Annotated in this window: 14 protein-coding genes; 5 read left to right on the top strand and 9 right to left on the bottom strand. The window is 68.7% G+C overall.

What is annotated here, in order from left to right:
• Positions 1-73 precede the first annotated feature (73 nt).
• Positions 74-232: a hypothetical protein gene (locus tag LE548_RS44575; protein WP_225102754.1), complete on the bottom strand. Its 159-nt coding sequence runs from the start codon at positions 230-232 to the stop codon at positions 74-76.
• Positions 233-376: 144 nt separating this feature from the next.
• On the bottom strand, positions 377-694 hold the full coding sequence (locus tag LE548_RS44570; RefSeq protein ID WP_225102753.1) for a hypothetical protein: 318 nt from the start codon (positions 692-694) through the stop codon (positions 377-379).
• A gap of 104 nt (positions 695-798) precedes the next feature.
• On the opposite strand from LE548_RS44570, the gene LE548_RS44565 reads away from it, so the two are divergent.
• Positions 799-972 (top strand): hypothetical protein, encoded by a 174-nt coding sequence (locus tag LE548_RS44565; protein ID WP_225102752.1) that lies wholly within the window; start codon positions 799-801, stop codon positions 970-972.
• A gap of 156 nt (positions 973-1,128) precedes the next feature.
• Positions 1,129-1,755, top strand: a complete 627-nt coding sequence (locus LE548_RS44560) for a TetR/AcrR family transcriptional regulator (RefSeq protein ID WP_225102751.1) — start codon at positions 1,129-1,131, stop codon at positions 1,753-1,755.
• Positions 1,756-1,870: 115 nt separating this feature from the next.
• Here the strand turns inward: LE548_RS44560 and LE548_RS44555 are convergent, their stop codons facing one another.
• A complete protein-coding gene (locus LE548_RS44555; protein WP_225102750.1) occupies positions 1,871-3,220 on the bottom strand; it encodes a ferric reductase-like transmembrane domain-containing protein in 1,350 nt (449 codons plus the stop codon).
• A 342-nt stretch (positions 3,221-3,562) separates the two neighbouring features.
• Positions 3,563-3,907 carry a DoxX family protein gene (locus LE548_RS44550; protein ID WP_225102749.1) on the bottom strand — a complete coding sequence of 115 codons (345 nt, stop codon included), beginning with the start codon at positions 3,905-3,907 and terminating at the stop codon, positions 3,563-3,565.
• A 260-nt stretch (positions 3,908-4,167) separates the two neighbouring features.
• On the opposite strand from LE548_RS44550, the gene LE548_RS44545 reads away from it, so the two are divergent.
• The gene (locus tag LE548_RS44545; protein WP_225102748.1) at positions 4,168-5,034 is read left to right on the top strand and encodes an alpha/beta hydrolase fold domain-containing protein; all 867 of its coding nucleotides are present in this window, start codon (positions 4,168-4,170) and stop codon (positions 5,032-5,034) included.
• 68 nt (positions 5,035-5,102) lie between these two features.
• Here LE548_RS44545 and LE548_RS44540 read toward each other — a convergent pair whose 3' ends face one another.
• The 5 genes from LE548_RS44540 to LE548_RS44520 all read right to left on the bottom strand — a co-directional run bounded on the left by LE548_RS44540 (position 5,103) and on the right by LE548_RS44520 (position 10,458).
• Positions 5,103-5,657, bottom strand: a complete 555-nt coding sequence (locus LE548_RS44540; protein ID WP_225102747.1) for a TetR/AcrR family transcriptional regulator — start codon at positions 5,655-5,657, stop codon at positions 5,103-5,105.
• A gap of 125 nt (positions 5,658-5,782) precedes the next feature.
• Positions 5,783-7,108 (bottom strand): amidohydrolase family protein, encoded by a 1,326-nt coding sequence (locus LE548_RS44535; protein ID WP_225102746.1) that lies wholly within the window; start codon positions 7,106-7,108, stop codon positions 5,783-5,785.
• Positions 7,105-8,703, bottom strand: a complete 1,599-nt coding sequence (locus LE548_RS44530) for an FAD-dependent oxidoreductase (protein WP_225102745.1) — start codon at positions 8,701-8,703, stop codon at positions 7,105-7,107. Before LE548_RS44530 ends, LE548_RS44535 begins: the two co-directional genes overlap by 4 nt.
• Positions 8,700-9,605, bottom strand: a complete 906-nt coding sequence (locus LE548_RS44525; protein WP_225102744.1) for an alpha/beta fold hydrolase — start codon at positions 9,603-9,605, stop codon at positions 8,700-8,702. The genes LE548_RS44530 and LE548_RS44525 overlap by 4 nt, the downstream gene beginning before the upstream one ends.
• A gap of 19 nt (positions 9,606-9,624) precedes the next feature.
• Entirely contained in the window at positions 9,625-10,458 is an 834-nt protein-coding gene (locus tag LE548_RS44520) for an alpha/beta fold hydrolase (protein WP_225102743.1), read from the bottom strand.
• Positions 10,459-10,529: 71 nt separating this feature from the next.
• On the opposite strand from LE548_RS44520, the gene LE548_RS46330 reads away from it, so the two are divergent.
• Together LE548_RS46330 and LE548_RS46325 are read left to right on the top strand one after the other, a co-directional pair.
• On the top strand, positions 10,530-10,808 hold the full coding sequence (locus tag LE548_RS46330; RefSeq protein ID WP_308031217.1) for a helix-turn-helix domain-containing protein: 279 nt from the start codon (positions 10,530-10,532) through the stop codon (positions 10,806-10,808).
• Between the two features lie 17 nt (positions 10,809-10,825).
• Positions 10,826-11,143, top strand: coding sequence for a TetR/AcrR family transcriptional regulator C-terminal domain-containing protein (locus tag LE548_RS46325; RefSeq protein WP_308031214.1), 318 nt, complete (start codon positions 10,826-10,828; stop codon positions 11,141-11,143).
• The last annotated feature ends 610 nt before the right edge of the window (positions 11,144-11,753 follow it).

The raw sequence follows: 11,753 nt of genomic DNA, 5'->3' as shown, positions 1-11,753 counted from the left end.
CCATGGTGCTGGTGGATCTCCTTCGCCAGGATCGTAACCCTGGCATCAGGGACTCCACGAAACGGGGTGCAGCTCAGTCACCGATGCAATTCGCCAATGGGGTCCACCAGGCCGGACCGGCCGAGAAGAACACCGGACGCCCGGTGCGGAGGGCGACGTCGGCGTGGGTGCGTCTGCCGGAGGCATTGCTGTCCAGGCAGGAGCCACCGACGGCGTGCTGCATGGTCGACACGGCGGAGCGCCTCGGGCCCGCCCTTACCTTCGCTGAGGCCGGACAACGAGATGGGGAGGCATCTGCGGCGCGTGGTGTTCGATGAAGATCCGCCATCTTCGAACGTGCTGGTCAGAGGGCTGGCGTGCGGGCTCTCCGGGATGCTCAGGCTGGTCGAGCGGGGAAGTCTGCGGTCTTGGCCGTCTGACGGGCAGGCTGGGGTGCTTTCGCCGGTTCCAGCCGTTCGTCGGCCCCGCGCCTCCTACGATCCGGTTCATGATGGAGTCCGAGATCGCGGAACGGATCGCGGCGCGACACGCGGAGCTGGACGAACGGGAAGACCAGCTGGTCAAGCAACTGGACCAGGTGCGGGCCGAGCGCGACGAACTCGCCGTCGCGGAACGGGTCTGGAAACGGATGGCCGAGCAGCTCACGGCGGAACAGGCGGCGGCCGCACCGGCTGCGGTGCAGGTCACGGGCCACGCGGTGCTGCTGGTGCCGCACCGCGGGCGCGGCGTGGACGTGGACTCGCTGCCACCGGACTACCAGCGCATCCTCGCGCTCGTCCGGGGCGCCGGCGGCCGGTCATGGTCAAGCAGGTCGGCGAGGCACTGGGGCTGGAGGTGGCGGTGCGGGGCAAGCTGGAGCCGCTGCGTGGGACGCTGTCCAAGCTCGCCGGGCGGGGCTGGCTGCGCAAGCTGCCCGACGGCCGCTTCACCACATGCCCTGTGACCTGCCGCGTTGTGATGTCTGAGCCGTAACCGCGGTGCCCTCGGCGGTCCACGCCCAACCGGCGAACTACGAAGTGGATACGGTGTTGCTGTTATGGTGCTGGCTGAGGAGGTGGACGTTCAGTGGCAGCAGCTGGTCCTGTGCGAGCGACCGCGGCATCGGGTCGGGGCCCGGGGCGTCCGCCCGTGCCGCTGGAGCGCATCGTCGCTACCGCACTGCAGATCGTGGACGATGAAGGGGCCGACGCTCTCTCGATGCGGACGCTGGCCCAGCGCCTGGGCTCGGGCACGGCGACGCTGTACCGGCATTTCGACAACCGGGCAGCGCTGGTCGCCCATGTCGTGGACCGCATGTTCGGCGCCGTGGAACTGAAGGGCGACGAACTCCTCGCGATGGGCTGGCAGCAAGCGCTGCGGACGGTCGCGCACACCATGTTCGAGGCCCTGGCCCGGCACCGGAACGCGGCGCGCCTGATGGTCGAAGAGATTCCCCTGGGGCCGAACGCCATGGCGCTGCGGGAGCACTGTGTCGCGGCGCTGCTCGACAGCGGCTTCCCGCCGCGACTGGCCGCGCACGCCTTTGCCACCCTCTCCCGCTACGTCCTCGGATTCGCCATACAGGTCAACGGTCATGGCGGCGGCGGGCAACTCGACGACGCGCAACTGTCCGCCGTCTTTCAGAGCGTCGATCCAGCCTTGTTCCCGGCAACGGTCACCGTCGCCGAGTCGATGCCCGTTCCGATCGAGGACGAGTTCTCCTTCGGACTCGAACTCCTTCTCAGCGGGCTTGCCCACCTGCGCGACGACGCCTGACCAGCCAGGACGATGCGAACCTGAGGCTGCCCACCTACGGAGTCATCTCGGTCGGCATGGAGCGTCGCCACCGCTGCTGGTGCTGAGCGCGTGATCTCGTGCGGTCGGCGGCTCGTCAGCGGAAGGCGAAGTGCTCGGCGTGGAGATGCTGGCGGGGGACGCCCTGGCGATGGAGGGCGCGAGTGAGGTCTTCGATCATGGAGGCGGGGCCGCAGAGGAAGACGTGCGTGTCGGGGGTGATCGGTCCGGCCTCGGCCTGGATTCTTTCGGCGGTCAGACGGCCGTGGCTGCGGCTGAACGTCGGGTGGAGCCGGAACTCGGGGCGGTGTGCTGCCGCTGCGGTGAGTTCCGGGAGGAACGGTGCGTCTTCGGCGGTGGGGGCGCAGTAGAAGAGGTCGGTGCGGGGCGGCGCTGCACCGGGGTGGGTGAGCCAGCCGAGGAAGGGCGCGATACCGATGCCCCCCGCGATCCATATCTGCCGGGGTCCGCCGAGGGTGTGGTCGAACATGCCGTAAGGACCCTTGAGAGTTGCGGGGTGTCCTTCACTTATGTCCGTATAGAGGCCCCGTGTACCGCGGCCCAGGGCACGGATGGTGAGGCGTACCGAGCCGTCGGCCTGCGTTCCTGCGACGCTGAAGGGGTGTTCGTGCCAGCCGCCGACCCGCAGGTAGACGAACTGACCTCCTGTCACGGGAAGCATCGTCTCGCCGGTGGGCGTGAGGGTGAGGTCGAGGATGTCGGGTGTCGGCCGCTCGACACGGTGGATGGTGTAGTCCGCCCGGGGTTCCCTGTGCCGTAGCACCAGTTCGTCGTAGGTGTAGGCGGTCATGCCGATGGTGGCCATGGTGACGTAGATCGCCAGGAGGGGCGTGGATCCGTTGATGATGAGATCGAGGAACCAGCCGTGCACCAGCGCCGACAGGAGCAGCAGGCCGGTGAGGCGATGCAGGAACAGCCAGCGCTCGTAGGGCAGTCGGAGGATGCGGCCGACCTGGCCGAGCGAGATGAGGACGAGCAGCAGCAGGCCGATGGCGGAGACGGCACCGAGGAGATGTCCCATCCCTACCGATGCGGCCCGGTGGGCGTAGCCGTACTGGCTCCCGTCGAAACCGGAGAAGAAGTGGAGGAGCAGGTGGGGGATGAGCAGGAGTATGGACCATACGGCGTACAGCTTGTGCTGACGGTACATGCGGTCCAGGCCGCCGAACCACTGCTCCAACCACATCAGGCGGGTGGCCAGTACCAGGGTGCAGGACATCAGGTAGACGGACAGGACGCCGGCGAACTCGCCGACGAAATAGACAGCGCTGAGGCCCTCGGGCCTGAGCCAGTCCCAGGCCAGATAGAGCATGACGGCTCCGGTCGTGACCGACAGGGGTCCGACGTGGCGCTTCTTCAGGCGCGCGTCCAAGGGAGCGCGCGCGATCCGGACAGCGTAGATCGCTATCACGATCAGGACGGGCATCGTCTACCCCTCGGGGGTGGGCACTGTGGACGAAGGGGCGCTGGTGAAGGCAGGCGGACCGTGCGGTCGCGGCTTGAGCGCCCTCGATCGAGCCCAGGTGGCTGCGTTTCCTGCCACCTCTAATATTGGCTACAGCGTAGCCGTTTAGCTGGTTTTGGTCCAGTGGTGCAATCGGATGCCCGTTGGCCAGCCCTGGATCTGCCCTTCGGGAGCGTGGCGGTCCGAAGCCATCCCCGTCGGCCGGCTCTTCGAGGTGAAGTCACGGCTCGGGGCGGCATTGCTTTCAGGGCGAAACTGCCGGAGCTGCCCATCCGTGGAGGCGTGGACTCGATCCGCAGCGCTTCAGGCGAACAAGGCCGCGAGGTATGAGGCGACAAGCACCGCGCACACGACGGCGGGCGCGAGTTTGGCAACCGGGTCGCCCTTGCGCAGGTGTACGACCACAGCTCCGGCGAGCAGCAGGAGAAGCCCGGCCCCCGCGAGGCCGCCGAGCGGCGGCATGGCGAGGCCGAGCGCCACGCCGGCGACTCCTGCCAGTTGCAGCACGCCGATGCGGCGGTAGGCGGCGACGGAGAAGCCGGTCTCGGCGGCCAGCTCGCGCGCCTTCGGCAATGCGAGCGTATTGAGCACTCCGATCGCCCCGAAGATCAGGGCGATGGCGCAGGTGAGGGTGATGGTGAGGATCATGAGGCATCTCCAGGGTGTCGGCGTCGTGGCGGCTTGGGCGTCACCGGTGGCGGGCCTGATGGCGGGCAGGTCGTCACGAGACCGCTATGGGATGTGTCGGGCGCGGTCGAGTTGCCGGCCGGGCGCATCGCTCGGCGCCCGGACGGGCGATTTGGTCGAGCGATGCAGCGGCTCAGCCTAGCGCAATAACGGAAACAGTGTAACCGTTATGATGCTCGGCGAAGCGGACGGCATCGCGGTGCCAAGAAGGAGAGCCGGACATGAGCAGTCCCCAGATGCACGTAGTCGCCGCGTTCATGCGGTTGGCCCTCAAAGGCAAGGCGGCCCCGGACCCCGTGGCGGCGTCGAAGGAGCCACCTCGTCCGCCCGCCAAACTGGTACAGCGGCACGACGTGAGGTCGCGCCGCATCGACGGTTTCGAATGCCACACCGTCGGTCCGCGCGGGCACCGGGCGGAGCGATCGGTCGTCTATCTGCACGGCGGCGCCTACATCAGACACCTCTCGCCCCGGCACTGGCAGTTGATCTCGCAGCTCGCGGACGCCGGTGTACGAGTCGAGGTGGCGCACTACGGGCTGGCGCCGAAGTACACCTACCGTGACGCCTATCCCTTCGTCACTGCCGTCTACCGCGACCTGCTCGGCGACCTGGACGCCGGCCAGGTCACGATCATGGGCGACTCCGCCGGCGCGGGCTTGGCTCTGGGCGTGGCGCAGAGCCTGGTCGGCTCGGGTCTGCCCCAGCCGGCCCGAGTAGTACTGATCTCCCCCTGGCTGGATCTGACTCTGACCAACCCTGCGATTCCCGACGTCGAAGCCCGAGATCCGTTCCTCACCACCAGCAGCCTGCTCGCGGCCGCACGCGGCTGGGCCGGCGGGGACGACCCCGCGCAACCCCGGCTCAGTCCCGTCAATGGCCAGTTTGCCCCCCTGGCGCCCATCGACGTCTACATCGGCACTCGCGACTTGTGCTACCCGGACGTCCGGCGCCTGGAAGAACGGGCTGCTGCGGAGGGGGTGGCCGTGAATGTCATCGTGTGCGACGGTGCGGTCCATGCCTACCCGCTCGTCCCCGCTCCCGAGGGGCGTGCTGCGGCCCGCGCCATCGTGCGGTCCGCGGCCTCCTGAGCGGGTTGAGAGGCGATCTTCAGAGGAAGGCGGTCGAGCCGGGCGTCTGCCTCTTCTGCTGTGGCGGGTCAGGTACGGGCGGCAAGCCTGGCTTCGACGCCGTCGAGAAGCGACTGCAGTCCGAAGGACACATACGGGCGAGGGGTGGCTGCGAGGGCGGCGCCGATCGCAAACGTGACGACGCTCTGGGCGGCTTGCTCGGCATCCCGCCTGGTGAGGCCGGACGCCTCGCAGACAGCGAGCAGGTGCTCGTCATGGCGGTCCCTGGCCGGGCCGTCGAGAGGCTGGATGGTCATGGCGGCCAGCAGCCAGGGGTGCTTGAGAAGCATCGAACGCAGGTTGTCGGCCATGGCCAGGAGGGCTGGACGCCATTCGAGGCCGTCGAGAGCGGGGAGAGGCGCCTGCCCCCAGACGGTGTCGGCGGCCAGCAGGAGCAGATCGTGTCGGCTTTTGATGTGCCAGTACAGTGCCGCCGCGGAGATGCCGAGACGGCTGCCGAGTCTTCGCATGGTCAGACTCTCGATGCCGCCCTCGTCCAGAAGGGCGATGGCCGCCTGGACGATCTGCTCTTGTTGCAGGGCATCGCGGGGCGTGCCCGCGGTAGTCGGCATGGGGCTGCTCACGGCACGTTCTTGCTGTGGGAACGAGGCCACGGTGTGCGGCTCTGCGGGCGCGTGGCCATCGCGCCGACGAGGACGGGGTGTCGTGCGCGTCGGCGCGGTTCATGGGTGGGGGCCGTTGCGGTATGTCAGCCGGGAGAGCCCGCGGGCTTGATGCTGCGCAGCAGCCGTTCTCCGGAGTCGCGTAGCTGGTCCTTGACCTCGTCGAGGCCGGATGCGAGCAGGACGTGATCGCGTTTGCGCCAGGTGCCGGCGACCATCACGGCTTCGATGTTGGCGATGTCGGCGTGCAGGACCGTGGCGACCGGGTCGTGCGCCGGCCACAGGTTGAGCGCCCGGGCGTCGACGGCGACCAGATCGGCCTGCATGCCCGCCTCGATCCGGCCCACTTTGTCTGCCAGGCCCAGTGCCTTCGCTCCTTCGACCGTGGCCCAGGCCAGTGCCTGTTTGCTGGTGACGGATGGTGTGTTGGCGTACATGCCGATCGTCTGCCGGTGGTGGGCGTGGTCCAGGCTGCGCTGGTGGGCCAGAGCGATCCGGGCGGCGGTGAGGACCGTGCCGGGTACGGCGGTGTCGATGTCGGTGCCCAGGGAGGGTGCCGCGTCCAGGCTCAGCAGGGATCCGGTGATGGGTGTGCCGTGTCCCTGGCCCAGTTCGTTCTCCGGGGTGGTGGTGAAGGTGACGCCCGCCTCGACCAGCGTCTTCAGCCAGTCCTCGGGCAGGTCGATCCCGTGCACGACGTTGGTCAGGGGGCTGAACAGCCCGGCGTTGCGCACGGCTTCCCAGCCGGGTGAGGGTTCGCCGCCGCTCTGGTGCATCGAGACGACGAGGCCGCGTTCCGCGCCTGCTCGGAAGTCGGCCACCGCGGTCTCAGGGGAGGAGTATTGCGGCCCCTGGAGGGCCATGCCCAGGGTGAGGAGGGCGTGGTCGCGGACGGGGCCGTCGAGCAGTCGGTCGATCTCGCCGAGTGGGTGGGGCGTGTCCGGCGAGCGGTAGGGCGTGCCGTGCAGGAAGACGGCGCGGATCCCGGCCTGGAGCAGTCCCTCGACGGCCGCGTCGGCGTGTTCGGGCGACAGGGCGTTGTGACACCAGTCGCCGAGGGTGGTCGTACCGCAGTTGAGCTGGTTCAGGGCGCCCGCGAGATTGCTGATGTGCATGTCGGCCGGGGTGTAGTGCCCGACGCACTCGCCGTGCAGGTGGGTGAGGTACTGCATCAGCGTCCAGTCGGCGCCCGCGGAGCGCAGCGCGGTCTGCCAGGTGTGCAGGTGGGCGTTGACCAGGCCGGGGATGAGGATGCGGCCGGAGAAGTCGACGACCTCGGCATCGGGCGCCTCGATGGTTTCATCAACGGCGGCGATGGTCTCGCCGTCGACGAGGATGTCGACATGCTCGGCGTCCGGCCGGTCCGGCGTCATCGTGATGACCTGCGCCCCGCGCAGCAGTTTGCGGCTCATTCAGTGGCCTCGGAAACGGGGGAGGTGTGGCTCGGCTGGGACATGGTGCGGGTCCTTGCCTGGGGCGTCATTGCCTGCACCGCGGCTTGTGTGGTGGTGAGGAAATCCCGAGTGGCGATGTGTCCGATGTAGCCGTCGGGACGGATCAGCAGCAGCGTGTCGCCAGTCAGGCCGTAGGCATTCCGCAGCGTGTTCTTGGGGTCGGAGAAGGCGCGGCCGTCGCCCGCGGCCGATCCGACGGTCAGACGCTTCAGCCGGGCGCCCGTCGTCGGCCAGTCGAGGAGTTCGAGGTCTCGGGCGGCGCCGGGGCCGTAGGCGATGGCGGTGAAGTGCGGTCCCTGGAAGAGGTTGAACAGGCGGGTCTCGGCGCCGTCGGCGCCGAGCAGTTGGGCGTCCGGGGCGCGGTCGCCCACGTGCAGCGTGCTGGTGTCGCTACTGTCGCCGTCGGCGGGGGCGAGCGGGCCGCCGTAGTAGGTCAGGGAGAGCTGCTGCTCGTCCTTGCCGCGCTTCATGCTGGAGGGGTCCAGCTTGGCGATGCCGCCCCACTTCTCCGTGGACAGTCCCAGGACCCCGGCGGCGATCGGCTGCCGCTCGGCCTCGTAGGTGCCCAGCAGGGCCGGGGCGGCTCCGGCGAGGACCTGGCCGAGCTTCCAGCCGAGGTTGTAGCCGTCCTGCATACCGGTGTTCAGGCCCTGGGCACCGGCCGGGGTGTGGACGTGCGCCGCGTCGCCGACGAGGAAGACACGTCCGCGGCCGTAGTGCTGCGCAAGACGGATGTTCGGCCGGAACACGGACGTCCAGTGGATCTCGTGCAGCTGGATGTGCCGGTTGCGGGTGTGGGAGTGGATCCTGTCGATGATGGCGCCGATCTCCTGGGGCGGCTTCTCGTCGGGCGTGAGCCGGATCATCCACTGGAACATGTTGCTGTGGGGCAGCGGGCAGGCGGCGATGAGCTTGCCGCCGAGGCCGGGCCACATGTGCCACCGGTTGCGGGCCAGGCCACTGACGGAGGCATCCACGATCAGCATGCGGTCGGACTCGTCCGTCGTCCCGGCGAAACCGATGTCGAGCTGCTTGCGCACTGCGCTGGAGCCACCGTCGGCCCCCACGGCATAGCGGGTGACGATCTCCTCGATCCCGTCCGCGCCCACGACCTTGGCGACCACCGTGTCCTCGTCCTGCGTCAGCTCGGTCAGTTCCTTGCCGAACTCGACCTCGCGGCCGAGCTCACTGAGCCGGGCGTGCAGGGCGCGGTCCGTGCGGAACTGCGGGATCAGCCAGGTGTTCGGGTACGGGACGTCCGGGGTCGCCTCTTTGTGGGGGAACATCTTCCACGGCACACCGATGGGTCCTGCATGGATCCCGAGCTTGGGATAGATGTCGCCGCCGGCCAGCACGTCGTCGAGAGCGCCGAGGTCTTCGAGGACTTCGAGGCTGCGGGGCTGGATGCCCTTGGCGCGCGAGCCGTCGAAAGCGTGGGGGGACCTGTCGACGATCCGGACGTCGAGTCCGCGGCGTACGAGGTCGATCGCCAAGGCGGAGCCCGAGGGGCCGGCGCCGATGATCAGTACGTCGATGGCCTGCGGGTTGTTCATGAGTCGAGCCTTTCGGTGCGTGCGGACACGAACGGGACGAGCTGATCAGCGACGTCGCGGGGCCGTTCGAATGGGGCCATATGCCCGCATTTGGTAATTGCATGATGTTTATGAGGCTTCAGCAGAGTGCGCGCTGTGTCGAAGTGCACCAGCGGCGTGACGTCGTCCTCGTCGCCCCACAGCAGCAGCGTCGGAATGCCCAGGGCCCCCGTCCGCCGGAACAGGTCGTCACGGCCGGTGAAAGGCAGGTGCTGCAGGGTGTCGAAGACCGCGTACAGCGAGCCCTCGAAGCGGAGGCAGTCGAGGACCATCTCGGTCAGCTTCGCGCCGAGCGCGGGGTCGCGGACGTTGTGTCCCAGGTGTCCTTGAAGTATCTGTGGGCCGCGCCGCCGGGCGATGAGGCCGGCCAGCCGGTCGTTGCGCAGCAGCCGGTGGGGGGAGGTCGGGCGGGGTTTCGCAAGACCGGCAGGGCCCACGATGGTGAGGGTGGAGACGGACGCGGGGTACTGGGCGGCGTACGTCATGCTGACCAGCGCGCCCATGGAAGTGCCGACCAGGTGCAGGGGCCGCGCCGTCAGGCCGAGCCGGTCCGTCAGCTCGGCCAGCTGCCGCGTGAACAGCGTCTCGTCGTAGCGCGCCTGTACCCGGTCGGAGTAGCCGCGGCCGTAGGCGCTGCAGGTCAGCGTGCGCAGCCCGCGGGCGTGCAGCTCGCTGACGAGGCCGTCCCAGTAGAACAGCGGGATGGTCAGACCGCCCGCCATCAGGACCACATCCCCGTCCTCGGGCCCCGTCAACTCGTAGTGGGTGACGCCGTCGGACAGCTCGATGAAACTGCCGCGCAGCGCCCCCCGCGAGTCGGCGGTGAGCTTGCGGTCCTCGCCCGAGGCGACGAAGTACTTCATGGAACGGGCCTCCTTGCCCTCAGTTCGCGGGGGTGTCGGCGCAGGAGCCGAGGAACTTCGCGATCGCGTTCGCGACCCACTGCGGTTCCTCCTCCGGCAGCAGATGTCCGCCGTGGGGGTGGACGAGCTCCTGGGCGCCGGGGATGTCGCGGGCGAAGTGCTGGCCGTCGATGCTCGCGCTGCGCAGCACCAGCGTGGGCACCGTGATGCGGGGGATCTGCGCGCTGCGGTCCGGCTGGTCGGTGTTGCAGAAGTCGACGAAGGCCGAGCGGTTACCGGGGCGGCTCATGAGCTGATAGGCGCGGTCCACCATGGCGTCGTCCACGATCTGCGAATACGGCCCGACGGTCTCGCGCAGGTTGCGCTCGATGGCCCCGCGCGGCATCACCCGCCTCAGCAGGGGCCGCACCAGCGGGTTGCGGGTCAGGCGCATCCCCGCGGGCACCGTCTTCTCCGGGTAGCCGGTGGCATTGACCAGTACCAGGCCGGTCAGCCGCTCGGGATGATCCAGCGCGACGTTCCAGGCGATGTTGCCGCCCAGGGAATTGCCGGCCAACGCGTAGCGCGGCACGCCCAGCGCCTCCAGGAAGCCCGCCACCGTCGCGGCGTACGCCGGGATGCGGTAGTCGCGGTCCTTGCGCGGGCCCGTCAGTCCGAACGCCGGCAGGTCGGGACGGATGACATCGAACGAATCCGACAGCAGATCCGTCGCGCGGTCGAAGTGCTGCAGGGATGAGGCACTGCCGTGCAGCAGTACGAGTGCCGGGCCGTGCCCAGCACGCTTGTAGTGGATCCGCAGGCCGTCCACCTCGACGAACCGGGAATCGGGCTGGGGCTCAGACCAGGTACTCATAATGGCTACACTGTTACCGATATAGTGGTCGTGTCAAGCGGAAGCCCCCGCGCGTTACGACCACGGTGATCTTGAGCGAGGAGATGGATCAGTTGGTGCGCCGCGCTGCCGGTCGTCCGCCGGTCCCACCGGACCGGATCGTCGCCATGGCGCTGCAGATCGCCGACGAGGAGGGAGCGGAGGCCCTGTCGATGAGGGCCCTGGCCGAGCGCCTGGGCTCGGGTACGGCGACGCCGTACCGGCATTTCAGCAACCGGGCAGAGCTCGCGGCGCAGGTCGTGGACCAGATTTCGGCCTCGTCGAGCTGGACGATCGGGAACTGGCCTCGGCGAACTGGCAGCAGTCTCTGAAGGCGGTGACACACGCCATGTTCCGCGCCTTGGGTCGGCACGGGAACGCTGCCCCGCTGCTGGCCGAGCAGATTCCGGTCGGCCCCAACGCGATGGCGCTGCGGGAGCGCTGTGTCGCGGTCCTGCTCAAGGCGGGATTCGAGGCCGCACTGGCGACACGCGCCTATGTGACGCTGGCTCGCTACGTATGTGGCCTGGCGATACAGCTCAACCATGAGAACGATGCCGGTGGACGGCGCAACGAGGAGTCGGTCGCCGCCCTGCGAGGCGTGGATCCGGCACAGTTCCCCGCTTTGGGATGGATCTCATCCTCACGGGGCCGGGGCCTTCCGTGATGGCGGCTGACCAGGGCAACAGCTGCGTCGAGCGTCAGGTCGTGCCAGTGGCTGCGTCTGTCGAACATCGACCGCAGCCGCTCGGTCCGTAGCCCGAACCTGAGGGTGAGACCGGGTACTTGCTCGGTGAAGGTCATGCGCTCGCGGGATTCCTCCTCGCAGACGAACCTCCGCACCCGCAACGACACCACGACGAACGTGCCCGCCGTCGGTAAATCACAAGGAGACCGAAGGTAGGAGGATTCGCCCCGACCAGCACCCGCGCCCCGGACCGGCCGCCCGCCCCGGGGTCGTACGGGCCACGACCCGGACGACCGTGTCGATTACCTCGACCGATTCCACCAACATGCCTTGACCGAGGAAAACAGCAGCTCGTTCAACTGCGGCAGCACTTCGTTCACGGCGAAGGACTGTCGACCACACCACCATCCTGCCAGGCGATTTTCGGGCGAACTTCAGTGGTTGTAGGCGGTCGCTGGCCGGCCGCGCATGACCCTGGCTCCACTCGTCAGGACCCAGTTGGAATCGATCATCTAGTGCTCTGACCGCATAGGTTCGCCGGGTCGTTCAGGCCGCGGCGGCGAGGGGGCGTCCGCCCCAGCGGATGCCC

The organism is Streptomyces sp. CoH27 (genome assembly GCF_020181035.1).
Taxonomy (GTDB): Bacteria; Actinomycetota; Actinomycetes; order Streptomycetales; family Streptomycetaceae; genus Streptomyces; species Streptomyces camelliae.
This window is presented reverse-complemented; position numbering and strand designations above follow the sequence as displayed.